This is a genomic window from Ruegeria sp. AB10 (genome assembly GCF_056542745.1).
This window is the reverse complement of the sequence record NZ_JBQGAI010000005.1, coordinates 228,179-253,076: the sequence shown is the minus strand read 5'-3', so window position 1 is coordinate 253,076 and position 24,898 is coordinate 228,179. Positions and strand designations below refer to the sequence as shown.

The 24,898-nt window shown below is 60.4% G+C and carries 26 protein-coding genes; 10 read left to right on the top strand and 16 right to left on the bottom strand.

What is annotated here, in order from left to right; translation table 11 throughout:
- Nucleotides 1-197: 197 nt before the first annotated feature.
- A complete protein-coding gene (locus tag ACR0NT_RS12630; protein WP_170672494.1) occupies nt 198-3,194 on the top strand; it encodes an ABC transporter transmembrane domain-containing protein in 2,997 nt (998 codons plus the stop codon).
- Here the strand turns inward: ACR0NT_RS12630 and ACR0NT_RS12625 are convergent.
- The 9 genes from ACR0NT_RS12625 to ACR0NT_RS12585 form a co-directional block, all read right to left on the bottom strand.
- On the bottom strand, nt 3,191-3,478 hold the full coding sequence (locus ACR0NT_RS12625; RefSeq protein WP_170445822.1) for a metalloregulator ArsR/SmtB family transcription factor: 288 nt from the start codon (nt 3,476-3,478) through the stop codon (nt 3,191-3,193). The two genes, ACR0NT_RS12630 and ACR0NT_RS12625, sit on opposite strands and share 4 nt — an antisense overlap.
- A 110-nt stretch (nt 3,479-3,588) precedes the next feature.
- A complete protein-coding gene (locus ACR0NT_RS12620; protein WP_170672392.1) occupies nt 3,589-4,821 on the bottom strand; it encodes a mandelate racemase/muconate lactonizing enzyme family protein in 1,233 nt (410 codons plus the stop codon).
- A 6-nt stretch (nt 4,822-4,827) separates the two neighbouring features.
- The gene (locus tag ACR0NT_RS12615; protein ID WP_170672390.1) at nt 4,828-5,922 is read right to left on the bottom strand and encodes a Zn-dependent alcohol dehydrogenase; all 1,095 of its coding nucleotides are present in this window, start codon (nt 5,920-5,922) and stop codon (nt 4,828-4,830) included.
- Between the two features lie 82 nt (nt 5,923-6,004).
- Entirely contained in the window at nt 6,005-7,204 is a 1,200-nt protein-coding gene (locus tag ACR0NT_RS12610) for a TCR/Tet family MFS transporter (RefSeq protein WP_170672388.1), read from the bottom strand.
- Nucleotides 7,205-7,275: 71 nt separating this feature from the next.
- Nucleotides 7,276-7,998 carry an alpha/beta fold hydrolase gene (locus ACR0NT_RS12605; RefSeq protein WP_170672386.1) on the bottom strand — a complete coding sequence of 241 codons (723 nt, stop codon included), beginning with the start codon at nt 7,996-7,998 and terminating at the stop codon, nt 7,276-7,278.
- 12 nt (nt 7,999-8,010) lie between these two features.
- A complete protein-coding gene (pcaD, locus tag ACR0NT_RS12600) occupies nt 8,011-8,799 on the bottom strand; it encodes a 3-oxoadipate enol-lactonase (RefSeq protein WP_170672384.1) in 789 nt (262 codons plus the stop codon).
- Nucleotides 8,800-8,857: 58 nt separating this feature from the next.
- On the bottom strand, nt 8,858-9,832 hold the full coding sequence (locus ACR0NT_RS12595; protein ID WP_170672382.1) for a threonine/serine dehydratase family protein: 975 nt from the start codon (nt 9,830-9,832) through the stop codon (nt 8,858-8,860).
- Nucleotides 9,829-10,656 (bottom strand): alpha/beta fold hydrolase, encoded by an 828-nt coding sequence (locus ACR0NT_RS12590; RefSeq protein ID WP_170445652.1) that lies wholly within the window; start codon nt 10,654-10,656, stop codon nt 9,829-9,831. Before ACR0NT_RS12590 ends, ACR0NT_RS12595 begins: the two co-directional genes overlap by 4 nt.
- Nucleotides 10,656-11,342: a haloacid dehalogenase type II gene (locus tag ACR0NT_RS12585; RefSeq protein ID WP_170445649.1), complete on the bottom strand. Its 687-nt coding sequence runs from the start codon at nt 11,340-11,342 to the stop codon at nt 10,656-10,658. The genes ACR0NT_RS12590 and ACR0NT_RS12585 overlap by 1 nt, the downstream gene beginning before the upstream one ends.
- Before the next feature lie 127 nt (nt 11,343-11,469).
- Here ACR0NT_RS12585 and ACR0NT_RS12580 point away from each other — a divergent pair, with 127 nt between their 5' ends.
- On the top strand, nt 11,470-11,898 hold the full coding sequence (locus ACR0NT_RS12580) for an FKBP-type peptidyl-prolyl cis-trans isomerase (protein WP_170445647.1): 429 nt from the start codon (nt 11,470-11,472) through the stop codon (nt 11,896-11,898).
- Between the two features lie 23 nt (nt 11,899-11,921).
- Here ACR0NT_RS12580 and ACR0NT_RS12575 read toward each other — a convergent pair whose 3' ends face one another.
- The 4 genes from ACR0NT_RS12575 to fabA are packed head-to-tail and all read right to left on the bottom strand — an operon-like array spanning nt 11,922 to nt 14,734.
- Nucleotides 11,922-12,107: a hypothetical protein gene (locus tag ACR0NT_RS12575; RefSeq protein ID WP_170445644.1), complete on the bottom strand. Its 186-nt coding sequence runs from the start codon at nt 12,105-12,107 to the stop codon at nt 11,922-11,924.
- Between the two features lie 59 nt (nt 12,108-12,166).
- On the bottom strand, nt 12,167-12,958 hold the full coding sequence (locus ACR0NT_RS12570; RefSeq protein ID WP_170445641.1) for an enoyl-ACP reductase FabI: 792 nt from the start codon (nt 12,956-12,958) through the stop codon (nt 12,167-12,169).
- Nucleotides 12,959-12,963: 5 nt separating this feature from the next.
- Nucleotides 12,964-14,193 carry a beta-ketoacyl-ACP synthase I gene (fabB, locus tag ACR0NT_RS12565; protein WP_170445638.1) on the bottom strand — a complete coding sequence of 410 codons (1,230 nt, stop codon included), beginning with the start codon at nt 14,191-14,193 and terminating at the stop codon, nt 12,964-12,966.
- 31 nt (nt 14,194-14,224) lie between these two features.
- Nucleotides 14,225-14,734 carry a bifunctional 3-hydroxydecanoyl-ACP dehydratase/trans-2-decenoyl-ACP isomerase gene (fabA, locus tag ACR0NT_RS12560; protein ID WP_058279458.1) on the bottom strand — a complete coding sequence of 170 codons (510 nt, stop codon included), beginning with the start codon at nt 14,732-14,734 and terminating at the stop codon, nt 14,225-14,227.
- A 188-nt stretch (nt 14,735-14,922) separates the two neighbouring features.
- On the opposite strand from fabA, the gene irrA reads away from it, so the two are divergent.
- Entirely contained in the window at nt 14,923-15,339 is a 417-nt protein-coding gene (irrA, locus tag ACR0NT_RS12555; RefSeq protein ID WP_170672380.1) for an iron response transcriptional regulator IrrA, read from the top strand.
- A 2-nt stretch (nt 15,340-15,341) separates the two neighbouring features.
- Here irrA and ACR0NT_RS12550 read toward each other — a convergent pair whose 3' ends face one another.
- The gene (locus ACR0NT_RS12550; protein WP_480443161.1) at nt 15,342-16,232 is read right to left on the bottom strand and encodes a LysR family transcriptional regulator; all 891 of its coding nucleotides are present in this window, start codon (nt 16,230-16,232) and stop codon (nt 15,342-15,344) included.
- An 87-nt stretch (nt 16,233-16,319) separates the two neighbouring features.
- Between ACR0NT_RS12550 and ACR0NT_RS12545 the strand changes: the two genes are divergently transcribed.
- On the top strand, nt 16,320-17,117 hold the full coding sequence (locus ACR0NT_RS12545) for a phytanoyl-CoA dioxygenase family protein (protein WP_170672375.1): 798 nt from the start codon (nt 16,320-16,322) through the stop codon (nt 17,115-17,117).
- Between the two features lie 13 nt (nt 17,118-17,130).
- Here ACR0NT_RS12545 and ACR0NT_RS12540 read toward each other — a convergent pair whose 3' ends face one another.
- Together ACR0NT_RS12540 and ACR0NT_RS12535 are read right to left on the bottom strand one after the other, a co-directional pair.
- Entirely contained in the window at nt 17,131-17,487 is a 357-nt protein-coding gene (locus ACR0NT_RS12540) for a hypothetical protein (RefSeq protein ID WP_170445626.1), read from the bottom strand.
- A gap of 47 nt (nt 17,488-17,534) precedes the next feature.
- Complete coding sequence (locus ACR0NT_RS12535) at nt 17,535-18,398, bottom strand: hypothetical protein (protein ID WP_170672373.1); 864 nt, start codon at nt 18,396-18,398, stop codon at nt 17,535-17,537.
- A 120-nt stretch (nt 18,399-18,518) separates the two neighbouring features.
- Here ACR0NT_RS12535 and miaB point away from each other — a divergent pair, with 120 nt between their 5' ends.
- The 6 genes from miaB to lnt all read left to right on the top strand — a co-directional run bounded on the left by miaB (nt 18,519) and on the right by lnt (nt 24,890).
- Entirely contained in the window at nt 18,519-19,838 is a 1,320-nt protein-coding gene (gene miaB, locus ACR0NT_RS12530) for a tRNA (N6-isopentenyl adenosine(37)-C2)-methylthiotransferase MiaB (RefSeq protein WP_170672371.1), read from the top strand.
- Nucleotides 19,839-20,021: 183 nt separating this feature from the next.
- Nucleotides 20,022-20,786, top strand: coding sequence for an outer membrane protein (locus tag ACR0NT_RS12525; protein WP_480443158.1), 765 nt, complete (start codon nt 20,022-20,024; stop codon nt 20,784-20,786).
- Between the two features lie 137 nt (nt 20,787-20,923).
- Entirely contained in the window at nt 20,924-21,946 is a 1,023-nt protein-coding gene (locus tag ACR0NT_RS12520) for a PhoH family protein (protein ID WP_170326980.1), read from the top strand.
- A gap of 33 nt (nt 21,947-21,979) precedes the next feature.
- The gene (ybeY, locus tag ACR0NT_RS12515; protein WP_170445609.1) at nt 21,980-22,474 is read left to right on the top strand and encodes an rRNA maturation RNase YbeY; all 495 of its coding nucleotides are present in this window, start codon (nt 21,980-21,982) and stop codon (nt 22,472-22,474) included.
- A 35-nt stretch (nt 22,475-22,509) separates the two neighbouring features.
- Nucleotides 22,510-23,397, top strand: a complete 888-nt coding sequence (locus tag ACR0NT_RS12510; RefSeq protein ID WP_170445606.1) for a hemolysin family protein — start codon at nt 22,510-22,512, stop codon at nt 23,395-23,397.
- Nucleotides 23,394-24,890, top strand: coding sequence for an apolipoprotein N-acyltransferase (gene lnt / locus ACR0NT_RS12505; RefSeq protein WP_170672369.1), 1,497 nt, complete (start codon nt 23,394-23,396; stop codon nt 24,888-24,890). The genes ACR0NT_RS12510 and lnt overlap by 4 nt, the downstream gene beginning before the upstream one ends.
- Nucleotides 24,891-24,898 lie beyond the last annotated feature (8 nt).

The window sequence follows — 24,898 nt, the reverse complement described above, 5'->3', positions numbered from 1 at the left end:
CGTCCTGATGCGAATCTTAGGGGCTAAACCGTTGCCGCGCAAATGAACTTGTTCACACAGGGCGAATATATGATCAAACTGGAAACTGTTTGCGTCACCGGTCACGATTGCTGTAAATTCGGAGTGTTTGATTTGCGGCACTTTCTTCAGGATCGGGTAGGTGATCCTTAACAGGGGCGGTTTCCATAGAACGTTCGATTTTCCGGTTTATTTGGAAATATTCAAAACGCGATCAGCTGATCCTGCTGGCCGTGACGTCTACGCTGTTTCCGTTGTTGTACCTGACTCTGGAACTGCCCAAGCGCATCATCAACGACGCGATCGGTGCGGCCAGCCCGGTGGTGAATGTCCTTGGCTATGACCTGCCGCAGACCACGTTTCTGATTATCCTGTGCGGGGCGTTTTTGCTGGCCGTGCTGTTTCATGGATTGATGAAGATGCGCATCAACACCATGAAAGGGGTGCTCAGCGAGCGGATGCTGCGCCGGTTCAGGTATCAGCTGATCAACCGCGCCCTGCGCTTCCCCCAGCCCTATTTCGAGCGGGTCAGCCAAGGCGAGATGGTGTCGATGATCACCGCCGAAAGCGAGCCGATGGGCGGATTGATGGGTGACGCGATCAGCCAGCCGGTGCTGCAGGCCGGTCAGATGATCACGATCCTGTCTTTCCTGTTCCTGCAAAGCGTCTGGTTCGGCCTTGCCGCCGTGGCGCTGATCCCGCTGCAGGCGTGGCTGATCCCCAAGCTGCAGCGGCAGATCAACCTGCTGAACAAGAAACGCATTCAGGAAGTCCGCATTCTGGCGGCGCAGATCGGTGAGAACGCCGCCGGGGCCTCGACCCTGCGGGCCAATGGCGGATGGCGCTATCGCCGGGCGATGATATCCGAGCAGTTGGGGCGGCTGTTTGGTATCCGGTTCGAGATCTACCAGAAAAAGTTCTTTATGAAGTTCATCAACAACTTCATCTCGCAGCTGACGCCGTTCATGTTCTATCTGGTTGGGGGTCTGTTGGTGCTGCAGGGTTCGGTTTCGCTGGGGGCGCTGGTGGCGGCGCTGGCAGCGTATAAAGATCTGAGCTCACCTTGGAAGGAACTGTTGACCTATTACAACCAGACGCAGGACATGTCGCTGCGCTGGGACGTGGTGATCGAACGCTTTGCCCCACCGGGGATGCCGGATGAAAAGCTGTTCGAGGGCGAGCCCGAAGCCCAACCTCGCTTGAACGGCGATATCGTGTTGGATCGGGTCTCGGTCCGGGATATGGATGGCAATCAGGTGCTGGATGACCTGAACCTCACCTTTGCGGGCGGCCAAACCATCGGCATCGCCGCCCCCAGCGAGGAAGACAGGCGCGCCGTGGCCGAGCTGCTGACGCGGGAAATCCTGCCCAGTTCGGGCCGGGTTGAGGTTGGCGGCGAAAACTTATCGTCCCTGCATCAGAGCGTCGTGGCCGCGCGTATCGGTTATGCCTCGTCACGTCCGGTCATGTTTCAGGGCACGTTGGGCGACAACGTCATGATGCCGATGCGACAGCGGCCGCTGACGACCCAAAGCGACGATCCAGACTTTGCCGAAACACAGCGCGCGGGCAACAGCTCCGATCCTTACAAGGCAGACTGGCTAGACCCATCCCTGGCCGGATTGGACAGCCCCGAGGCGTTGCGGGACTGGTGGCTGCATCTGATCGACGGAATGGGATCGGGGGCCGCTTTGTTCCAGCGCGGGTCGGATCAGGTTTTCGTCGCCGCCGAACATCCGGAACTGGCGCAGAAACTGGTCGAGCTGCGCCCTCTGGTGCAGCAGGCGGTGCAAAAGGCCGGGCTGGGGCAACAGGCGCTGGTTTTTGACTGGTGTACGTATAATTCGGCGTTGCCGGTCGCGGAAAACCTGTTGTTCGCGACGCCAAGGGTTCCGGTGACGCAGGACCTGCTGGCCCGTCAGACCGTGTTTCTGGGCCAATTGCGCGAGTTGGGACTGGACGAGACGCTGGTCAACCTGACCCGCGATGTGATCGAAATGCTGCGCCAGATCTTTGGCCACGACGGGACCGATCACCCGTTGTTCCGCAAGCTCGGTCTGGAGGCCAAAACCTACGAGGCTGCGCTTGAGCTTGTCGAGAAAACCCGGAACGAGGGCGTGTCGGGGTTGGATGACGAAAAGCTGGCGAACCTTCTGGCGGTGCCGTTTGTGATCTCGGCCGAGCAGATCGGGCCTGCCTTCACGGGCGAGCTCAAGAGCCGCATTCTGGAACTGCGCCACAGTCACTCTGAAAAGCTGTTGGAGCGGCTGCAGGATGTCTTTTTACCGCTGCACAAGGATGCGTTTGCGCCCGGCCTGACGGTCATGGAAAACGCGCTGTTCGGCAAGGTCAGTCAAATTGGCGGCGGTCGCTCGGACGAGGCGCGTAAACTGATTGTCGATGTATTGGACGAAAACGGTGCGCGCCCGTTGGTGGTCGAGCTGATCTATGACGTCCCCGTCGCCATCGGGGGCCAGAACCTGCCTGCGGTTTTCGCCGAACCGTTGGCCTTTACCCGCGCGACGATCAAGAAACCGGATATCCTGATTCTGGAAAACGCGCTGGCCAGCTATGACATGGCGACCCAGGTCGCGGTCTATAAAAACCTGCGCGAACTGCTGCCGGATACGACCGTGATCTATCTGAACGACCATTTTGAGAACCCGGATAAATTCGACAATTTTGTCGAAATCCGGCAGGGTCGGGTGGTCTCGGATGAAGGGGATGCCACGGTGGAAGAGGACAGCGCCGCCTCGGCCGATCTGGCGCGCAAGCTGCGCGCGTTGGAGCAGACACCGCTGTTTTCCGGTCTCGACCGCAGACAGCTGCGCCTGCTGGCCTTTGGTGCGCGCTGGTATGATGCCCAAGCAGGTGAGGTCGTGTTCCTGAAAGATGACCAGCCCACCGACGGTGCCTATGTGGTGCTTGAGGGCGAGGCCGGATTGTACCTGCCGCAGATGGAAGGCCCCGATCAGCTGATCACCAAGGTCGGTCCGGGGGCGCTGGTGGGCGAACTGGGGCTGATCCGCAAGGAACCCCGCGCGCTCAGCATGATTGCCGAGACCGAGCTGTCCTGTCTGCGGATCGGTGAGGAAGAATTCCTGGCAGTGGTCGAAAACGACGCCGCGACCGCGTTCAAGCTGTTGCAGGTGATCGCGGGGTATGTCTCGAACTAGTTGTCCGGTTTGCAGAACAGGTCATAGAGCAATCCGATGACCTGCGCGGTGTTGCCGTCCCGCAGCGAGTAGTAAATTGTCTTGCCTTCCCTGCGGGTCGAGACCAGCCGTTCCTGTCGCAACCGTGCCAGCATCTGGCTGACGGCGGCCTGACGGATTTGCAACAGGTCTTCAAGTTCACTGACCGACTTTTCACCTTCGCCCAGGTGGCACAGAATCATAAGCCGCCCCTCGTGCGCCAGCACCTTGAGAAAAGCCGCCGCCCGCGCGGCATTTTCCTGCATATCCGCAGGGGTTTCAGGAGATGCGCTTGTGCTGTCTTGGGCTGTGATGGTCACGCGCGGCCTGTTTTGTGATGGGGTCAGATCAATATGCCCTAATCCGGGTTTGATTGTCACCCCTCGGTTGCAGGTGCGCCGCCCTGAAAAGCGTTGCCGTTGACATAGTCGCAGGGTTCTTCCTGCATTTGCAGATGCAACCCGTCGCCGGAATAGGGGTGCGCGCGGGCGAGGTCTTCGTCCACCTCGATCCCCAGACCGGGCGCGGTTGGGGCGGTCACAAAGCCTTGGTCCACGCGAATGGTGCCTTTGATCAGGGCGTCGTGGAACGGGGTTTCGATGGTCTCCAGCAGCAGCAGGTTCGGGATAGACGCAGCCAGATGGATATTGGCCGCCCACTCGATTGGCCCGGCATAAAGGTGTGGCGCCATCTGCGCGTTGAACACTTCGGCCATGGCCGCGACTTTTTTCACCTCCCAGATGCCACCGGCGCGACCCAGCGCGGGTTGCAGAATCTCGGCGGCCCCTGCGCGCAGGACGGCGCCGAATTCGGCCTTGGTGGTCATGCGTTCGCCGGTGGCCACGGGGATGCGGACGTTACGCGCGACGCGGGCCATGTCTTCGATCATGTCCGGCGGAGTGGGTTCTTCGAACCACAGCGGAGAATACGGCTCCAGCGCCTGACCCAAGCGGATCGCGCCTGCCGTGTTGAACTGGCCATGGGTACCGAACAGCAGATCAGCCTTATCGCCCACAGCCTCACGGATCGCTTTGCAGAAGGCGACCGACATTGAGATATCGGACATCGCAGGCATATGCCCGCCGCGAATGGTATAGGGGCCTGCGGGGTCGAACTTGACCGCAGTAAACCCGCGCCGCACCATTTCCGCAGCGCAGTCCCCAGCCTGTTCGGGTGAAGTCCAGAAATCGGTCAGGTTATGCTGGGGCAGGGGGTAGAGGTAGGTATAGGCCCGGATGCGCTTGTTCATCAATCCGCCCAGCAGGGCATAGACAGGGCGGTCGCGATCCTTTCCCAGAATGTCCCAACAGGCGATCTCCAACCCTGAAAACGCTCCCATCACGGTCAGGTCCGGGCGCTGAGTGAAGCCGCTGGAATAGGCGCGGCGGAACATCAGCTCGATATTTTCGGGGTTTTCGCCCAGCATGTGCCGTTCAAACACGTCGCTGATCACGTGCCGCATCGCCTCGGGGCCAACGGATGAGGCATAGCATTCGCCCCAGCCGGTGATCCCGGTATCCGTGGTGACTTTCACCAGTATCCAATACCGCCCACCCCAGCCCGGCGCGGGCGGGGCGGTGACGATGATGTCGAGGTCCTGCAGTTTCATCAGCCGTTACCCCCTATCGAACAGGATCACGTTGCGCTTGGCCGATCCGGTCTTGGTGTCCTCGATCGCCTCGTTGATCTGATCCAGGGACCAGCGACCCGAGATCAGCTCGTCCAGCTTCAGCCGCCCCTGTTCATAGAGGTCGATCATCCACGGGATATCGCGTTGAATGACCACATCACCCATTTTCGAGCCGACAAGCCCCTGACCAAGCGCCGCAAGAACAACCGGTTCATAGGTGGACATGTCGCCGGAATGCGGCATACCGATCATGATGGCCTTGCCGCCCGGGCCCAGATAGCGGGGGGCCTGATCATAGGCCGGGATAGCTCCGACGGTGATCAGAACCGCATCCGCGCCGCGCCCGCCCAACGCTTTGAACGCCGCTTTCCACGGTTCCTTGAGGCTTGCCAACACGCCATGAGTTGCGCCGAATTCCCTGGCGATCGCCAGTTTCTCTTCGGTCATGTCGACGGCAACGATCCTTCGCGCCCCTGCGATGCGCGCGCCCTGGATGGCGTTCAGCCCAACGCCGCCCGCGCCGATGACAACCACATCCTGACCGGGGCGAAGCTTGGCAGCATTCACCGCAGCGCCGACCCCAGTGATGACGCCGCAAGACAACAGGCTTGCCACATCTTTGGGCATGGTTTCGGGAATCTTCACGATCTGACGGTGGCTGACCACAACCTTCTCGGCAAAGGCCCCGCAGGCCATGGCCTGATTCAGTGGCTCGCCATCTGCCGTGCGCAGCGGACCATTGACCGAGTCATAGGGGGTCTCGCAGATCGTCGGCTGACCGCCTGCGCAGGACGGGCAGGACCCGCAGGCACGGATAAGGGTGACTACCACCGGGTCGCCCACCTGAAACCCGCCGACGGCATCACCGGTTGCGGTAATCACGCCTGCGGCCTCGTGCCCGTAGACGGCTGGCAGATGCCCGCCCCATGCCCCGGTGGCGTAAGTGATGTCGGAATGGCAGATTGCCACCGCATCCAGCGTCACCTCGACCTCTCCGGTGCCGGGGGGCGAGATCTGGATGTCTTCGATAATCAGAGGTTCGTTGAACGCCCGGCAGACGGCGGCTTTGATGGTTTGCATTCTTGTCCCTCACTCCCTTTGGTCCACGGTGGCGCGGGAACATGGCGGCTGCAAGACGGAAACCGTCATTCAGAGGTCGTTGTTACGCCGCGACAGGGCGCGACCGCAAAAACAGTGCAAACCCGAAGGCCATCAACAGCATCGCCAACAGAAACGGTGCTCCGGGCAGATACAGTGCGGCATCGACCTGAGCGAACTGTGCGAACACGCTGGTCATCACCAGCGGCGAGATCACCATCGACAGCGCGTGTAAGGAGGTCAGCACCCCCTGCAACTCACCCTGCTGAGAATCGGGCGTGGCGCGCGAGGTCAGGGCCTGAAGGGCAGGAGTGACAACCGCCCCCAGCGCTGTGACCGGGATCAACAGCAGGGCAATGAAGCCATTGGTCAGGAAAGCCAACAGCAGGAAGCTGGCGATCTCGAACCCCATGCCGTAGATGATCGTGACCCGCTCACCCAGGTATCGTGTTGCCGGTCGGATCAGGCCGCCCTGAACGGCGGCCATGCCGATCCCATAGACACCCAGCGACAGGCCGATCATCTGCGGCGACCAGCCGAAACGCTCGGTCGTGAAATAGGCCCAGATTGCGGGATAGACATAGATCGACACCGAATAGAGGAAATAGACCCATAGCATCGGGCGGATGCCGGGCAGTGCGGCGATGGCGCGCAGCGAATTCACCGGATTGGCGCGGCGCAGGCTGAAGGCCCGGCGGGTTTTGTTGGTGACTGTTTCGGGCATCACCAGCAGACCGGCCAGAAACGTCAGGGCCGACAGCACCGCGGCCGCCCAGAAAGGCGCGCGGGTGCCGTATTCGCTCAGCAACCCTCCGATCACCGGGCCAAGAACGAAACCGACGCCAAACGCAGCGCCCAGCAGGCCGAAATTCGCGGCCTTCTCATGCGGTTTCGATACATCCGCCATGAACGCAGCAGCGGTGGCATGGGTGGCCGCCGTGATGCCTCCGATGATGCGCCCCGCCAACAGCAGCCAGATACTGCCTGCGATTGCCATCACCACGTAGTCCAGCGACATCACGAACAGCGACACCAACAGAACCGCGCGGCGACCATAGGCGTCGGACAGGTTCCCCAGGATCGGCCCGAACAGGAACTGCATCGCGGCGAATGCAGTGCTGAGTACGCCACCCCAGATCGCCGCATCGGCCAGGGTGCCGCCCTGAACTTCGACGATCAGGTCAGGCATGATCGGCAGCACCAGACCGATGCCCATGGCGTCGATCATGACCGTACCGAGAACGAAGAGAAAAGGCAGACGCATGGCACCCAATCGCGAGTTTCAACCGGACCCTATCACGCCTGGTTCACCTGTGAAGCACCCGTTACGCGGGGTTATGCACCTGGAAGCTTTTGTTCCAGATCGTCCAGAATTTCTGCCAAATGGCGAGGCTGGGCGAAGAACGGAGAGTGCGAGCTGTTGATCGTCTTGCGCAATTCCTCGGGCGCGATATGGCCCATTTCTTCTTCGTATTCCGTCGGGATCGCGTGGTCGTCCGTGGCGCGGATATAGGCCTTGGGGACGCGCGCGAAATTGTCGGACAACGTCAAAGGAGTTTCCTGCGGAGCAATGGCCTGCGGGCACAGGCGTGCGAAGGCAAAGGGTATGATCTCTGGCGGGCAATCGTGATAGAAAAGGTCGTGCACTTTTTCTGGCCTGACCGTGTAGGACAGGCCATCGGTGGATTTCTCGACCGCATCGACGATCAATTGACGCGGCGCCCGTCTGCGCATTTCAACCATGGACAGGCCGTTCTGCGGAACATAGGCGCACAGATAGATCAGCGCGCGCATGGCCTTGGGTTTGGCCTCGGCGGCCGCGCTGACCGGATAACCGCCCCAGGAATGGCCGACGACAATGGTCTGCGGGGTCGAGGCCGACAGCACCGCATCCCGGCAGCTCTCCAGCGTGACGTCGGCAATCGGCGTCGGGTCCGAGCCGTGGCTGGGCAGATCAATGGCCCGCGCCGAATGGCCCAGAGCCTCAAGCGCGGGGATCAGATCGCGCCAGCACCAGGCGCCATGACAGGATCCATGGACCAACAGAAAATCTGCCATTGTCACGCTCCTTCACATATGTCCGATATCGGTCAGGAAATCCCGCAGCAGGGCCGCGTATTCCGCCGGTTGTTCGACGCAGGGCAGATGACCCGCCCGGCGCATCAGTTCGAATTTCGAGCCGGGGATCAGGTCGATGGTTTCGCGCACCAGATCCGGTGGGGTCGAGCCATCCTCGCTGCCCGCAATCCCCAGCGTGGGCAGGCGCAGGCCGCTGGTGGGGGTGTAGAAATCCGTGCCCGCGATTGCGGCGCAGCAGCCCAGATACCCGTCGACCGGCTGGCGCACCATCATGTTGCGCCACAGCAGATGATCGGGCGAGGCGCGGAATTTCTTCGAAAACCACCGCTCCATCGTGGCATCGGCCAAGGCTTCGATACCGCCCTGACGCACCGCTTCCATCCGGTCCTGCCAGATCGAGGGGATGCCGATCTTGGCGGCGGTGTTCGACAGCACCAGTGCGCGCACCTGATCCATACGTTTCACCGCCAGACCCTGTGCGATCAGCCCGCCGATGGACAGGCCGACAAAAACGCAATCTCGCACGTTCAGATGGTCCAGCAGCGCCTCGGCATCGCGCACCAGCGCGCCCATTGAATAGGGGGCAGGGGGCTGCGACGACAGCCCGTGCCCGCGCTTGTCATAGCGGATGACCCGCAGACCTGCAGGCAGGTGGGGCAGCATCGCATCCCAAAGACGCAGATCAGTGCCCAGCGAGTTGGCAAAGACAATCGGCGCACCATCCGGATCACCATCGACCCGATAGTGCAACTGCACTTCACCAAGATCCAAGATCTGCATGACACAATCCCCGTTGTCACACGTTAAGTCGTCACAGTGACCCAATCATTGATCCATGTCAGGTCAGGAATTCCAGTGCTTTTCCAAAGACTTCAGGGTCCGTATTGCCCCCCGAGGCCACAACGATCACCGCATCGCCCTCGATTTCGTCACGGCGAAACAGGGCCGAGGCCAGCGACACGGCACCCCCCGGTTCCAACACCAGCTTCAGTCGCAGGAACGCCTGCGCCATGGCCCGCATTGCCTCTTCTTCGGTGACCGACAGGCCCGGCCCGCTCAGGCGGTTCAGGATCGGAAAGGTGATCTGCCCCGGCTGCGGCGTCAGGATTGCGTCACAGATATTCCCCGAAGCAGCGGCGTTACTCTGAATCTGCCCCGTGGCCAGAGACCGCTTAACGTCGTCGAACCCTTCAGGCTCGCACGGGCGTGCGCGCAGGCTGGGCGCGTGGCCCTCCAGCGCCAGAGCAATGCCGGAAGTCAGCCCGCCGCCACCGCAGCAGACCAGTACGTCGGCCTTTTCAACGCCCATCTCGGCGGCTTGCCGGGCAAGCTCCAGCCCGGTGGTGCCCTGACCGGCAATCACCTGCGGTTCATCGTAGGGGCGGATCAGGGTCAGGCCGCGCTCGGTAGCCAGCGCCTCGCCAATCTCTTCGCGGCTTTCGTTGGCGCGGTCGTACAGAACCACTTCGCCCCCCAGCGCGCGGGTGTTGTTGATCTTCAACTGCGGCGCATCCGAGGGCATGATGATTACCGAAGAAATCCCGTGCCGCGCGGCCGCATAGGCCACGCCCTGCGCGTGGTTGCCCGAGGAAAAGGCGATCACGCCGCGTCGCCGGTCGGCCTCGTCCAAAGCCGAGATCGCCGACCAGGCGCCGCGAAACTTGAAGCTGCCAGTATGTTGCAGGCATTCCGGTTTTACCAGCACCCGGCGCCCCGCCAATTCGTCCAGAAACGGCGAGGTCAGAAGGGGTGTTTCCCGGACGTGGCCTTTCAGCCGCTCGGCGGCGGCTTCGATCATTTCCAGCGTGCTCATGCGGCGTCCAATACCTTGCGGATAAGGTCCAGCGACTGTGGTTCATCCAGAAACGGAACATGCCCGCGATCCGGAACCTCTACAGACATAAGACCGGGGTGGCGTTTGTGCATTTCGATCAGCGTATCCTTGCCCAGCACGTCCGAGTTTGCGCCCCGAATGACGCCGGTCGGAATGTCATGCAGCGCCTCGAAGAACATCCACATATCCGGGATGGCGCCAGCGGCGGCCTGATCCAGCAAGGCCTTGCGCAAGGCGGGATCATAGCGCAGGGCCAGCCCGTCCGCGGTCTGCTCATACTGAATCTCGGCCTGCTGCCGCCACCGGCTGAGGGGGACGCCGGGGAATTGCGGCTCCATCACTTGCTGCAGGGTTTGCGCGGCTTCGTCATAGGTCTTCGCCACCGGCTGCCGGCCGACATAATCCATGATCTTGGCCATGCCCGAAGTTTCGATCACCGGACCCACATCGGTCAACACCACGGCGGACAGGCGTTCGGGGTGGCTGGCGGCCAAGGCCATCGCGATCAGGCCCCCGCGCGAGGTGCCCAGAACGGCCACGCGATCCAGCCCCAGATGATCCAGCAGCTCAATCGCGTCGTGGGATTCGCGCAGAATGTTGTAGTTCATGAAATCCGGGTCAAAATCCGATTGCCCGCGCCCCCGGTAGTCCATCGCGATCATCCGCAGATCGGTGATATGCGGCGCGAGGAATGAAAAATCCCGGCTGTTGCGGGTCAGCCCGGCCAGACACAGCACCGGACTTCCTGAACCGGTATCGGTGTAATAGAGGCGCCTGTCGTCGGAAGTGGTGAAGAAAGCCATTAAAATCCAGCCAGTTGAGGGATCGTCGTCAGGTCGGACAGTACATGTGCTGGTGTCCATGGCAAGCGGTCCATTGGCTCGTTTGCGCGGTTGACCCAGGCGGTCACAAAGCCATAGCCGCTGGCCCCTGCGGCATCCCAGCCATTCGAGCTGACAAACAACACCTCATCACGGGTGCCGCCAAAGCGGTTTTGCACCAGATCATAGACGCTGGAATGGGGTTTGAAGATGCCAACACTTTCGACCGACAGAACGTCGTCCAGAACGTCGCCAATTCCAGCCGATTTTACCGCACCATCCAGCATGGGTAGCGACCCGTTGGACAGGATCGCGGTATTCAGCCCTTTGGCTTTCAGATCGGCCAGCATTTTGGGGACCTCGGGGTAGGCTTGTAACTCCCAATACAGGTCCAGCAGGCGCTGGCGCAGGGTCGGGTCGCCGTCCAGCCCGGTGGCCTCAAGCGCCCAGTCCAGCCCGTCCTGGGTCACATCCCAGAAATCGGCATGGGCGTCGGTGATCGCGCGCAGCCAGGTGTATTGCAGCTGTTTCAGTCGCCAGTGATTGGCCAGTTCAGGCCATTTCTGTTGCAGTTTCTCGTAACCGGGTTCGGTGGCCGCCTGACGTGCGGCGGCGGCGACGTCGAACAGCGTGCCATAGGCGTCAAAAACGCATGTGGTGATTGGCATCGGTACCCCTCCCTCAATCCGGCGCAGGTTGGCACAAGAGTCGCAGGCGCAAAAGGGGGGAGGGTTTACAATGCCGTGTCACTCCCTAGGTTTGATCGCTTAAACCCTTAACGGCCGGAGGCCACCTATGACCGAGATCAAACAAGGCGACACCGTTCGCATCCATTACAAAGGTACGCTGTTGGACGGCAACGTGTTCGACAGTTCCGAAGGACGCGATCCGCTTGAATTCGTGGTCGGGTCAGGCCAGATCATTCCCGGTTTGGATACCGCCATGCCCGGTTTGACTGTGGGTGAGAAAAAGCGGGTCGAAATCGCCTGCGTGGATGCCTATGGCCCGATCAACCCCGCAGCGCGCCAGCAGATCCCGCGCGAGGGCATCCCGGATGACATCCCGTTGGATCCCGGCACCCAGTTACAGATGCAGACGCCGGACGGGCAAGCGGTGCCGGTGACGGTGGTAGACTCGGACGAGGCAACCGTCACGCTGGACGCAAACCACCCGCTGGCCGGTCAGGACCTGATTTTCGATATCGAGGTCGTCTCAATCAACTGACCACAGCGGGTCAGCGCTTTGGATCAGCCTGAAATCAGGCTGGTCCAGGATGTAAAGGCCGCGCGCACATCTGCCTGTGTAAAGAACACAAACAGCATCAGCAGCATGGTAAGGGCCAGCAACGCGATCCGGCCGCGTTGTCCCAAAAAGCCCTGTTTGCGCCGGGACACCCGAGAGGTGTTCGAGAGGATTTGTTCTGCTTTGCTCATGCCGCTATCCGTGCCCGCGAAAGATGGTGAAATCTTGGCGCGGGCAGGGAAAGATCGGGTCACATGTGATCGGGCTGCGGCATGCCCAAAACGTGGAAGCCGCCGTCGACGCGAATGATCTCGCCCGAGGTGCAGGCACCGGCATCAGAAGCCAGGTAAACGGCAGTGCCACCGACGGCCTCGAGCGTGGCGTTTGAACGCATCGGTGCGTTCTGATCACAGAACTTGTAGGTTTTGCGCGCGCCACCGATGGCGGCACCTGCCAGCGTTTTCATCGGGCCGGGCGAGACGGCGTTGACGCGGATGCCTTCGGGGCCAAGATCGTTGGCCAGATAACGCGTCGCCGATTCCAGCGCGGCTTTCGCCACGCCCATAACGTTATAGTTCGGCACAACCCGGTTCGAACCCTGATAGGTCAGCGTCAGCAGCGAGCCGCCATTGTCCTTCATCAGCGGATAGGCACGGCGCGCAACCTCGATAAAGGAATAGGCCGAGACATCCATCGAGTGCTTGAAGTTCGCCCGCGTGGTGTTCAGGAAACGACCGGTCAGTTCGGACTTGTCCGAATAGGCAATTGCGTGAACCACGAAATCAATCGTCGGCCAGCGTTCGCCCAACTCATTGAACGCGCGGTCCAGCGATTCATCATCGGTGACATCCGCATCGACCATGAAATCGCTGCCCAGGCTCTGGGCCAGCGGTTCCAGCCGTTTGCCGAACGCTTCACCCTGATAGGTGAACGCCAGTTCCGCGCCTGCCTCGTGCATCGCCTTGGCAATGCCCCAAGCAATCGAGCGGTCATTCGCCACCCCCATGATCAGGCCGCGTTTGCCCTTGAGAAGATCCGACATCATATTCACCCGTTATACTTTGACAGAACCATGGACCCGTTTGTGCCGCCAAAGCCGAAGCTGTTGGTCATCACAGAGTCCAAACCTGCGTTTTCAACCACTTGAGTTGCAATTTCACCGGGCTGGATGCCTTCGGCAAGTGTGTCGACGTTGATCGACGGAGTAATAAAGTCATTGTCCAGCATCAAAAGGCAGAAGATTGCCTCCAACGCACCGGCGGCGCCCTGCGCGTGGCCGGTCATCGACTTGGTCGAGGAAATCGGCGGTACCTTGCCCTCGCCAAAGATGCGGCGGACGGCTTCGACCTCACCCACGTCTCCGACCGGGGTCGAGGTGCCGTGGGCGTTGATATAATCGACCTTGCGGCCTTCGGGCAGGGTCGCCAGCGCCAGACGCATCGCGCGCTCGCCGCCTTCGCCTGACGGGGCCACCATGTCATGGCCGTCCGAGGTGGCGGCGAAACCGGTGACTTCGGCATAGATCTTGGCGCCGCGGGCCAGCGCGTGCTCCAGATCCTCGAGCACGACGATGCCGCCACCGCCCGAGATCACGAATCCGTCGCGGTCTTCGTCAAACGCGCGCGAGGCTTTCTCGGGGGCGTCGTTGTACTTGGAAGACATCGCGCCCATCGCGTCGAACAGGCAGGACAGGGTCCAGTCCAGTTCTTCGCCGCCGCCGGCGAACATGATGTCCTGCTTGCCCATCATGATCTGTTCCGCCGCATTGCCGATGCAGTGCAGCGAGGTCGAACAGGCCGAGGTGATCGAGTAGTTGATGCCCTTGATCTTGAACGCCGTCGCAAGGTTCGCGGAAATCGTCGAGCACATGCATTTCGGAACTGCGAACGGTCCGATCCGCTTGGTGGCTCCGGTTTTCAGCACCGTCTGATGCGCCGTCAGCATGGCGCTGGTCGACGGGCCGCCCGAACCGGCGACCAAGCCCGTGCGCGGGTTCTGAACCTGATCTTCGGTCAGACCGGAATCGGCGATCGCCTGGCTCATGGCAATATGGGCATAGGCGGCACCCGGCCCCATGAAGCGCAGGGTGCGCTTGTCCACATGCTCGGCCACGTCAATCTTCAGCGATCCGGCGATCTGGCTGCGAAAGCCGTGTTCGACCATCTGTTCATTGGCCACGATGCCGGATTTGCCGGCCTTCAGCGAGGCCAGAACCTCTTCGGCATTGTTCCCGATGGAGGACACAACCCCCAAACCGGTGACAACTACTCGACGCATGTGCGTGCTCCTTATTTCAGGCCGGTCCGGCTTAGGCTTCGGACAGAACGACTTTCATGTCTTTGACGTCGTAAATCATTTCGCCGTCGGCTTCGACGATACCATCCGCCACACCCATGGTCAGGCGGCGGGTCTGAATCGCCTTTTTGAAATCGATTTTATAAGTCAGCATCTTGCGGTCCGGGCGCACCATGCCGGTCAGCTTGACCTCACCCACGCCAACGGCCATGCCGCGCCCCTGCCAGCCGCGCCAGCCCAGGTTGAACCCGGTCAGCTGCCACAGGCCGTCCAGTCCCAGACAGCCAGGCATGATCGGGTTGCCGGGGAAGTGGCAGTCAAAGAACCACAGGTCCGGGGTGATATCAAACTCGGCCAGAATATGACCTTTTCCATGCGCTCCGCCATCGGCCGAGATATCGGTGATCCGATCCATCATCAGCATCGGCGGAGCAGGCAACTGCGCATTACCGGGGCCGAATAATTCGCCTCGGGCGCATTTCAGCAGATCGTCCTTGTCAAAGCTGCTCGGGAATTGGGCCATTCTGCCGCCTCTCCTGCCAGGGGTCCGTTTAACTAATCTGGCCTCACCTAGCACCCGTATGCAAGGTCCTGCAAGAGCGGTCGCCCACATCATGTTGTGTTCAGGACATTCTTTGCGAATGAATTTCATTTGAAATAACCTGACCTGAGCACTTATATATAGGGCAGCAACAAACGGGTTTCGGATTCATGACACCTCAAAGCCAGAGCAGAGCCACGAATTGGTTGGTCGACGCAGGATTGCGCCCGACGCGACAGCGTTTGGCGTTGGCCGAACTGCTGGTGGGCGATGGCCGTCACCGTCATGTCACGGCGGAAAGCCTGTTTGAATCGGCGAAAAAAAACGGCGATGCCGTCTCGCTTGCAACGGTCTACAACACGCTGCGCGCCTTTTGCGAGGCCGGTGTTCTGCAGGAAATCACGGTGGATGGGTCGAAAAGCTATTTCGACACCAATACCCATGATCACCCGCATTTCTACTGGGAAGATGAAAGCCGACTGAGCGATGCGCCCTCGGATCAGTTGGTGATTCAGCGTCTGCCCGAAGCGCCCGAAGGGGTTGAAATCGCCTCGGTCGATGTCGTGATCCGCCTGCGAAAAAAATAAATCTACGGTTTCAGATCGGACAAGGCGCGCTCGGCGGTCGCAATCTGCGCGTCGGTGGGGCCTGTGCCATGCCGTGCCAGCACTACAGGCCCTGCCGCGAAAGGGTCCGATACGGGCAGGCTGAGCAGGGCCATCCCGTCATAACTGATTTCGGTTGGCGGATTGGCATAGCTGATCGCAACCCCTTCACCATGCGCTGCAAGGCTGCGCTGAATCTCCAGCGAGGCCGCGCGATGGGCCACCGCCGGGCTTTCTCCGATCCGTCGAAACAGCCCCAATATATGCTGCGCGGACAGACCTTCCTCGGACAGGATCAGCGGATGTGCGGCCAGGTCCTGCAAGGAAACCTGACTGTTTGTGGCCAAGGGGTGATCCGGCGACAAAAGCGCACGCGGAGAGCTGGCGAACAAAGTATGCCGGGTAAATGTCGCGTCCATGCTGAGCCCATAGGTCAACGCCAGGTCGATCCGCCCGTCGATCAGGCCGGAAATCAAACCCTCGAAACTGTCGACCCTGTAAGACACCGCCACATCCGGCATCTCGGCGCGCAACTGCCGCAGGGCACGGGCCAGCAGAAACGGGGCCAGATCAACGAAACACCCCAGCCGCAGCCGCGCCTTGCCCGTGCTGCTTTCGGCAGCGTTTTCCAGACGGGCGGCTCTGGCCAGCAGCGCCTCGGCCTCTTCAATGAAGCCGCGCCCTTGCGGGGTCAAAGCCATCGCCGCTCCGCGCCGACGGGCGAACAGGGGATAGCCCAATTGTTCCTCGACCCGGGTCAGGGCGTTGGACAGCGCCGGTTGCGAGACATTCAGGTGCTGCGCGGCAGCGGACAGGCTGCCGTGCCGTCCAATGGCGCAGACATATTCGTATTGGCGCAGTGAGATATATAACATGAGGTTAAGTGTATCTTTGAAAGATATGACTTGAACAGAGGGCATTCCCATGTGCAGATCGCCCAACCCCACGGCACGGAGACAGACATGACGCACCCTCTGGTCACGCAAGAGATGATCGACACTTATCAGCAGGACGGCGTTGTCCTGATCAAGGGGCTGTTTGCCGACCACGTCGAGACCCTGCGCGAAGGTGTTGCTGCCAATATGGCCGAGCCGGGGCCTTATGCGTCGGACAACAAGAAACAGGGTGAAACCGGCCTGTTCTTTGACGATTACTGCAACTGGTCGCGAATTGATCAGTTCCGCGAGGTGATCGAGAGCTCTCCGGCGGCTGAAGTCGCGGCTGATCTGATGCAATCTCAGACCGTTCAAATGTTCCACGACCACGTTCTGGTAAAAGAGCCCGGTACCTCGATGGCGACGCCGTGGCATCAGGACGGGCCGTATTACTTTGTCGAAGGACAGCAGACGATCAGCTTCTGGTCGCCGCTGGATCCGGTGAAACAGGCAACGCTGCGCTGCGTGGCGGGCTCGCACCGGTGGGAGAAAGAGGTTCTGCCGACCCGCTGGGTCTCGGAAGAAGGGTACTTCCCCGACGAAGGCCAGTACATCCCCGTCCCGGACCCGGATGCCGAGGGCATGACGGTTGTGGAATTCGCGATGGAACCGGGTGACGCGGTAGCCTTCAACTACCGCACGTTGCATGGCGCGCGCGGTAACCATTCTGACAGCCGCCGCAGGGCGTTCTCGCTGCGTCTGGTTGGGGATGACGCGCGGTATGTGGAACGTCCGGGCCGGACCTCACCGCCGTTTCCGGGTCATGACATGACCCCCGGCCAACGCCTGCGCGAAGATTGGTTCCCGGTGCTGTTACGGCGTTGAGTAATGTTTGCCGTCAGGCTTCGGTTTTGTCGCGAGGTTCAAAATAGTACGGCCGTTCGGGTGCTTCGAATGCGCCGTCATCAAACATTTTGTTTACGCGATCAGAGAAAACCATTGATAGGAGCGGCCCGCGAGCTTCATTGATGAGGCGAAGGGCGCCGTGGCTTTGATAGGTGCCCAAATACTCCTTGATGTCATCCAAGCTTTCGTAGTGATCCTTCTGGTGAAAGAACTGGTTTAGCTCCTGTAGGGTCGCATGGACTTTCAACAGATTACGTAGATTTACTGTAACAGTCTCATCCAGACCAATCTGGGCTTCGATGCCATGGTAAGTGAGCTTTAGAAGGTCTTTCGAGTAAACCTGAGACATACCTTTTCCTCCGCTTCTTGAGAAATCTCTGGCAAAGTCCTGATGGCTCAGAACCACTGACCCGATTCGATCAGCCCCAGATCGAGCAATTGACCGGACGTCCACTGGAACGGAACCGAGTTACGCCAGCAAAAGCTCGGGATGTCGAAGGTCGACCCGGCGTTGCTTTTCAACGCCTTGGCGGCGCGGAATGAACACACGGCGGCCGTCATGTTGTGATGCCATGGGCAGGAATAGGTGTTGTATTCCGGCTCGTTGAAGGTGTGGTCGGGACGCAGCTCCAGACCCTTGCGGGATTTGAACAAGGCGATCCGGTCGATGCGGCGGCGTTCGTATGGAATGTGATCCTCGAACCGCCAGCGCAGGCCGCCCGACATGTCCAATTGCCGTTCGACCGGGTGGCCTTCGGCGTCATGGCGGGTGTGGGCGTAATAGCCGGTGCTGTCCATCATCGCGCGGTCCGGGGCGACTCCGTTCGGAAAGGCGTCCAGGTCGTCGGCATAAAGGTCTACCACGTGGCTCAGCATCGCGTCGCGGCGTTCTTCGGCGTGAAAGGCCAGCAACTCGCCCACCGTGCGTGTCTCGCAAAACGGAAAGAACAGGTATTCGGCATTATAGCAGTAATACATCCAGATGCCGGGGGCGGCCTGTATGATTCTGTTGATAGTGTCGAAGACAATTGCGCTGGGCACGCAGGTCAGGGTGACGCGGTGAATGCGTTCTGACAGCTCGGGGTCCAGCGCAAAATCCTGCGGCATGAAGGCGATCACGGATTTGAAACCCAGATGCAGATGATGCCGGATGGTGCTGTCGATCTCGACCATGTCCTCGGCAAAGATCATGGCGACGGGACCCTTGGTCAGCGCCGATTTGCCTGCGTTCAGGAAAACGTCGAGTGAGTCGTATTGCATTGCCTGTTCGGTTCCACTTTGCTGGAATCTTCGGTCAAAATCGGGTATCCGCCCCGGCATTGCAAGCGGCGTTCGTAAGGTATAGATGACGCCGATCCCGCGAATGCAAAGGCCATATCCATGTCAGAACCCAAAAAGCTGTACATCAAAACCTATGGTTGCCAGATGAACGTCTATGACAGCGAACGCATGTCCGAGACGCTGGGCGGGCAGGGCTATGTCGAAACCCAAAGCCCCGACGACGCGGATATGATTCTGCTGAATACCTGCCACATCCGGGAAAAGGCCGCCGAAAAGGTCTATTCCGAACTGGGCCGGTTCAAGGGGCTGAAGGCCGAAAAGCCCGATCTGAAAATTGGTGTGGCGGGATGCGTGGCGCAGGCCGAGGGCGAAGAGATCATGCGCCGCCAGCCTCTGGTCGATCTGGTGGTGGGGCCGCAAAGCTATCACCGTCTGCCCGAGATGGAGGAGAAGACCCGCACCGGTGCCAAGGCGCTGGACACGGATTTCCCCGAGGAAGACAAGTTCGAAAAGCTGAAAAACCGCCCCAAAGCCAAGCGCGGTCCGACGGCGTTTTTGACCGTACAGGAGGGCTGCGACAAGTTCTGCGCCTTCTGCGTGGTGCCCTATACCCGTGGGGCCGAGGTCAGCCGTCCGGCGGATCGCATTATCCGCGAAGCCCATGATCTGGTCGAACGCGGCGTGCGCGAGATCACTCTGCTGGGGCAGAACGTCAACGCCTATCATGGCGCCGGAGCGAACGGCGACATGACGCTGGCCGGTCTGATCTGGGAGTTGAACAAGGTCGACGGGCTGGAGCGCATCCGCTTTACCACCTCGCATCCCAATGACATGGCGGATGACCTGATCGAGGCGCACGGGACCTGCGAAAAGCTGATGCCGTATCTGCACCTGCCGGTGCAGTCGGGCTCGGACCGGATTTTGAAGCGGATGAACCGCAGCCATACGGCGGAAAGCTATTTGCGTCTGGTCGAGCGTATCCGCGCGGCGCGGCCCGATATCATGATGTCGGGTGACTTCATCGTCGGCTTCCCCGAGGAAACCGACGAAGATTTCCAGGCCACGCTGGATTTGGTGGAAGAGGTCAAATACGGCTATGCCTATTCCTTCAAATACTCGACCCGTCCCGGAACGCCCGCGGCCGAGCGGCCTCAGGTCGATCCGCAGGCAGCGGATGACCGTTTGCAACGCCTGCAGGCCTTGATCACCCAGCATCAGCGGGAAATCCAGGACGCGATGGTTGGCCGCAAAGTCAGTGTTCTGTTCGAAAAATCCGGTCGCCTGCCCGGACAAATGGTCGGAAAATCCGAGTATCTGCATTCGGTTCACGTGTCCGAGGCCGACGTCGCCATCGGTGAGCTCAGAGACGTTCGGATCACCGGTTCGGGGGCAAACTCGCTGGCGGGGACATTGATCTGACCTGTAGGGCCGGTGCTGTCAGAAAACCATAGTTGGCACTTGTTTCAAAATTTAACCCTTGATTCACGACCAAGAACTATGTTCCGAGAAAGGCCAGATTTTTTCAGGGTATAGCGCGCCGCGCTCCTGAGAATCCAGTTCTGTGCCGGTCCGGTTAACGGGTTGGGACGATGGAGGTTACGAGTGGAAATTCGAACACGTTTCTTTGGGCCAGGCCGCCGGGTTGTTTTTTCGTCGGCGCTGGTGCTTTCGCTTCTTTCCAGCGCAACTGTTGCGGGCAATTTGGAACAGGGTGTGACTGACCCTCCGGTTGCCAGCCCGAAACGTTTCGGCAGCGATGTTAGCGCCTTTTATCTGGGCCTGAACGGCGGTTACGCAACAAGCGGCACGGACCGATTCGGTCTGACGACCCCGGGCGGCACCTTCGGGATCGGAGAATTGGATCTGAAAGGCAGCTACGGTGGTGTTCGAGGCGGCTGGCGCGGTGTTCTGCCCGCCGTCGGCGGGCGCGATTATGTCTACGGGTTCGAACTTGGGTATGATTTTGGCACGCTCGACGACGACGTCATGACGAATGTTGGCAGCACCGCAATCACCGGTTCCTCCGAGGTCTCGGACATCTTGTCGGTTCGCTTTCGCAACGGTCTGACCAACAAAAGCGGCACGGTTTTGTACTTTGTTACGGTCGGATACGTGCAGGGGGATGTCACGACCGGCAGCAGCCTGACGTCCGGGGCCACGACGCAATCTTTTGAAGACAGCGACTCCCGCAGCGGGTTTTCGGCCAGTATCGGTGCCGAACACAGCCTGAGCGAAAACTGGTCGATCACGGGTGAGTACGAATATGTGCAGTTCGACTCGCGCCGGGTCGAGTTCAGCAATGGGTTCTCGACGAAATCCACACCGCGCTACCGCGGTCTGAGATTTGGGTTGAACTATACGTTTTGACCCCTGTTGGGGGTGGTATCGTTTGCGGCATTGTTCGGCGGTTTTGCCATCCGTTTCGGAAAATTTGAAACTGTGGCTTGCGCCCACCGAGAATTGTTGTCTACGCTCAGGGTGAAACGCCAAGACAGGAGAACGGATTGGCCATCGGTGCCCTTACCCCACCGCAAGATGACATGCCCCAGCGCGAGGCGTTTGTTGAATTCCCTGACAATCGGTTGTTGATTGATTTGTGCGGCGAGTATGACCGCAACCTGACCGAAATCGAACAAAAGCTGTCCGTCCAGATTGTCCGGCGCGGCAACCAGTTGGTTGTCATGGGCGACGAGGATTCGCAGAAACAGGCCATCGAGGTGCTGCAGGCGCTCTACACCCGTCTCGAAGGCGGCCGCGATGTCGAGGCCGCTGATGTGGATCGCGAGCTTCGGATGGGCGGTTCCGAGACAGGAACCGGCAGCCGAGACGGTGACCAGCTTGAGATGTTCAAGGGCGGCACGGTTGAGATCAAAACCCGCAAAAAACTGGTCGAGCCGCGCACCGACGCGCAAAAGGCCTATGTCCAGTCGCTGTTCAACAACGAACTGGCCTTTGGAATCGGTCCCGCAGGTACCGGCAAGACCTATCTGGCGGTGGCCGTCGGCGTGTCGATGTTTATTGGAGGGCATGTGGATCGCATCATCCTCAGCCGACCTGCGGTCGAAGCGGGTGAAAAGCTGGGCTATCTGCCGGGTGACATGAAGGACAAGGTCGATCCTTACATGCAGCCGCTCTATGACGCGCTGAACGACTTCCTGCCCGGCAAGCAACTGGCCAAGCTGATCGAGGAAAAGCGAATCGAAATTGCCCCGCTGGCCTTCATGCGCGGGCGGACGCTTGCCAACGCGTTCGTGGTGCTGGATGAGGCACAGAACGCCACGACCATGCAGATGAAGATGTTCCTGACCCGTCTGGGTGAGGGCAGCCGCATGGTGATTACCGGCGACCGCTCGCAGGTGGACCTGCCGCGCGGGGTCCAGTCGGGGCTGCAAGATGCGGAACGTTTGCTTAAGACGATCCCGAATATCAGCTTCAACTACTTCACCTCGAAAGACGTGGTGCGTCACCCGCTTGTCGCCGCCATTATCGAGGCGTATGAGGCCGACGCAGGCCGCGAGACGGGGTAATCGTCCGGGGCCGCAGGCTTTGGACAGGATAGCATGAACCTGGAACTGACGATTGAAGACGGGCGCTGGCAGGGGCTGGAGCCATTGGCCGTGCGGGCCATACAGGCGGTTCTGGATCATTGCGATCTGGACGCTGATCTGTGCGAAATCAGCGTGCTGGCCTGTGACGACCCCCGGATCGCCGAGCTGAACGCGGAGTTCCGGGAAAAACCCACTCCGACCAATGTGCTCAGCTGGCCCGCCGAGGAGTTGGCGCCAAGCCAACCGGGTCAGCCACCGCTGCCGCCCGAACCGGACTTCACCGGCGAAATCGCGCTGGGGGATATTGCGATCTCCTACGACACCTGCGCGCGTGAGGCGGCTGAGGCGGGAAAGCCCATGGATGATCACGTCACACATCTGATCATTCACGGAACTTTACATTTGCTGGGATACGATCACATCCACGACGCTGACGCGGATTTGATGGAAGCGGTTGAGGTCGATATACTTGGCAAACTGGGTCTTGATGACCCATATAATGCGTAGACGGGCCTTCAGGGTCGATTATTTGGAACGGGATCATGGGCGATACAGACGGCAGTTCTATGGCGGCGCAGGGCGCGCAACCGAAGAACGGCGGTGACAATGTCAAAGAGAAAGCCGGGTTTTTTTCTCGCATAGTGGACGCGTTCTCACCACAGGACGAGGATGAGGTTCACGTAGCCAACGGGCACGAGACCGATAGGGTGCAGCCGCGCGGTATGATCAACCTGCGGCGGATGCGGGTCGAGGACGTGGCCATTCCGACGGCCGAGATCATCTCGGTCCCGTCCACCATCACCAAAGATGAACTGGCGCAGGTGTTCCGCGACAGCGGGTTGTCCCGGATACCGGTCTATGAGGGCACGCTGGACACGCCTTTGGGCTTCGTCCACCTCAAGGATTTCGCCCTGACCCACGGGTTCAACGGTGGCGGCAACGAGTTCGATCTGGTCTCGATGCTGCGAACCTTGCTGTTCGTGCCCCCCTCGATGCCAATCGGTGTGCTGCTGACCAAGATGCAGACGGAACGCCGTCACATGGCGCTGGTGATCGACGAATATGGCGGTGTTGACGGTTTGCTGACCATCGAGGACCTGATCGAACAGGTCGTGGGTGAAATCGCCGATGAACACGACGCGGATGAAGATCAGCTGTGGGTGCAGGAAAAGCCCGGATGTTACATCGTTCAGGCGCGTGTCCCTCTGGAAGAGTTCGAGGCCGAGATCGGACGCTCGCTGACCAGTCACGAGGACGTGGACGAGGAAGAGATCGATACTCTGGGCGGTCTGGTTTTCATGCTGTCCGGCCGCGTACCTGCGCGGGGTGAGGTTGTTCTGCATCCCGAAGGCCCGGAATTCGAGGTGATCGACGCAGATCCGCGCCGGATCAAGCGACTGCGTGTCATGTTGCCGGATCTTACTGCATGACCCCATCGCGGGGCTGGCCGTTTTGGCTGAGGTTCGTGCTGTCGGCCCTGCTGGGCGCGCTGGCGGCCTTTGGTCTTGCACCTTTTGGCATATGGGCGGCAACGCTGGTTGGGTTGCTGCTGCTTGCCCTTCTTTATCTGTCGACTGAAACACGGGGTCGGGCCGCGTGGTTGGGCTGGGCCTTTGCCACCGGATACTTCGCCCACGGGCTCAGCTGGATCATCGAGCCGTTTTTCGTGGACGCCGAGCGCCACGCCTGGATGGCGCCCTTCGCGCTGATTTTCATGGCAGGCGGGCTGGCCCTGTTCTGGGCGCTGGCCTTTTGGGCCGCAAGGCGACCGGGTGGAGGCGCTGTCAAACAGGCGGTTTTCCTTGCCGTGGCCGTGTCTCTTGCGGAATTCGCCCGGGGTTACGTTCTGACGGGTTTTCCCTGGGCGGGGCTGGCGCAGGTTTGGGTCGATACGCACGTGGCGCAGCTTCTGTCCTTGTTCGGGCCGTATGGTCTGGGGGCTTTGACCTCGTTGGCAACCTTGCCCCTGGGTGCGGCGCTGGCACAACGCGGCGGGTTCGCGCTGCCCTTGGGCTTGACGGTTGGCACGGCTTGTCTGGTGTTGGTCTATGCGGCCACCCGTCCGACTGTCACCGAGACCGACCGCACCGTGCGCCTGATCCAGCCCAACGCCCCACAGCATCAGAAATGGGACCCGGACTATGCGCCGTTGTTCTTTGCACGGCAGATCGAATTTACCGCAGCGCAGCCCCGGCCTGACCTGATCGTCTGGCCGGAAACGTCGATACCCGCATGGCTGGGCAGTGCGCAGCCGTATTTGGATGCGGTCACAGATGCAGCGCAGTCAGTGCCGGTGTTTCTGGGCATTCAACGGGGTGACGGCCCGCAAATCTATAACTCGATGATCTATCTGGACGAGCAGGGTCAGCAGCAGGGCCTGTATGACAAGCACCACCTTGCTCCGTTCGGGGAATACGTGCCGTTTGGAAACCTGATGGCACGGTTCGGCATTCACGGGATGGCGACCACTGCCGGTCATGGCTTCAGCTCGGGACCCGGTGCTGCGCTGATGGACGCGGGAAAGCTGGGCAAGGCGCTGCCGCTGATTTGTTACGAGGCCGTGTTCACGCAGGATGTCCTGTCCGCTCCCGGTCGCGCGGATTTCCTGTTGCAAATCACCAATGATGCCTGGTTCGGTACCCGGTCCGGCCCCTATCAGCATCTGGCTCAGGCGCAGATGCGTGCCATCGAGCAGGGGCTGCCGATGATGCGTTCAGCCAATACCGGAGTATCCGCGGTGATCGATCCACTGGGGCGCATCACGAACGCGCTGGCATTGGGGCAGGCGGGCTATTTGGATGCAAAATTACCGGTGCCGCTGGCACCGACCGTCTATGCCCGGATCGGTGATTTTCCGGTCTTTGTCTTGCTGGCGGTTTTGTTCGCGCTGCTTTGGCGCAACGTCCGGCGGGAACTCGCTTAAATACCGAT

Coding starts and splice junctions, on each gene's coding strand:
- ACR0NT_RS12625 (WP_170445822.1), bottom strand. CDS start 3,478: ATGCAGGAAAATGCCGCGCGGGCGGCGGCTTTTCTCAAGGTGCTGGCG.
- ACR0NT_RS12620 (WP_170672392.1), bottom strand. CDS start 4,821: ATGAAACTGCAGGACCTCGACATCATCGTCACCGCCCCGCCCGCGCCG.
- ACR0NT_RS12615 (WP_170672390.1), bottom strand. CDS start 5,922: ATGCAAACCATCAAAGCCGCCGTCTGCCGGGCGTTCAACGAACCTCTG.
- ACR0NT_RS12610 (WP_170672388.1), bottom strand. CDS start 7,204: ATGCGTCTGCCTTTTCTCTTCGTTCTCGGTACGGTCATGATCGACGCC.
- ACR0NT_RS12605 (WP_170672386.1), bottom strand. CDS start 7,998: ATGGCAGATTTTCTGTTGGTCCATGGATCCTGTCATGGCGCCTGGTGC.
- pcaD (WP_170672384.1), bottom strand. CDS start 8,799: ATGCAGATCTTGGATCTTGGTGAAGTGCAGTTGCACTATCGGGTCGAT.
- ACR0NT_RS12595 (WP_170672382.1), bottom strand. CDS start 9,832: ATGAGCACGCTGGAAATGATCGAAGCCGCCGCCGAGCGGCTGAAAGGC.
- ACR0NT_RS12590 (WP_170445652.1), bottom strand. CDS start 10,656: ATGGCTTTCTTCACCACTTCCGACGACAGGCGCCTCTATTACACCGAT.
- ACR0NT_RS12585 (WP_170445649.1), bottom strand. CDS start 11,342: ATGCCAATCACCACATGCGTTTTTGACGCCTATGGCACGCTGTTCGAC.
- ACR0NT_RS12580 (WP_170445647.1), top strand. CDS start 11,470: ATGACCGAGATCAAACAAGGCGACACCGTTCGCATCCATTACAAAGGT.
- ACR0NT_RS12575 (WP_170445644.1), bottom strand. CDS start 12,107: ATGAGCAAAGCAGAACAAATCCTCTCGAACACCTCTCGGGTGTCCCGG.
- ACR0NT_RS12570 (WP_170445641.1), bottom strand. CDS start 12,958: ATGTCGGATCTTCTCAAGGGCAAACGCGGCCTGATCATGGGGGTGGCG.
- fabB (WP_170445638.1), bottom strand. CDS start 14,193: ATGCGTCGAGTAGTTGTCACCGGTTTGGGGGTTGTGTCCTCCATCGGG.
- fabA (WP_058279458.1), bottom strand. CDS start 14,734: ATGGCCCAATTCCCGAGCAGCTTTGACAAGGACGATCTGCTGAAATGC.
- irrA (WP_170672380.1), top strand. CDS start 14,923: ATGACACCTCAAAGCCAGAGCAGAGCCACGAATTGGTTGGTCGACGCA.
- ACR0NT_RS12550 (WP_480443161.1), bottom strand. CDS start 16,232: ATGTTATATATCTCACTGCGCCAATACGAATATGTCTGCGCCATTGGA.
- ACR0NT_RS12545 (WP_170672375.1), top strand. CDS start 16,320: ATGACGCACCCTCTGGTCACGCAAGAGATGATCGACACTTATCAGCAG.
- ACR0NT_RS12540 (WP_170445626.1), bottom strand. CDS start 17,487: ATGTCTCAGGTTTACTCGAAAGACCTTCTAAAGCTCACTTACCATGGC.
- ACR0NT_RS12535 (WP_170672373.1), bottom strand. CDS start 18,398: ATGCAATACGACTCACTCGACGTTTTCCTGAACGCAGGCAAATCGGCG.
- miaB (WP_170672371.1), top strand. CDS start 18,519: ATGTCAGAACCCAAAAAGCTGTACATCAAAACCTATGGTTGCCAGATG.
- ybeY (WP_170445609.1), top strand. CDS start 21,980: ATGAACCTGGAACTGACGATTGAAGACGGGCGCTGGCAGGGGCTGGAG.
- ACR0NT_RS12510 (WP_170445606.1), top strand. CDS start 22,510: ATGGGCGATACAGACGGCAGTTCTATGGCGGCGCAGGGCGCGCAACCG.
- lnt (WP_170672369.1), top strand. CDS start 23,394: ATGACCCCATCGCGGGGCTGGCCGTTTTGGCTGAGGTTCGTGCTGTCG.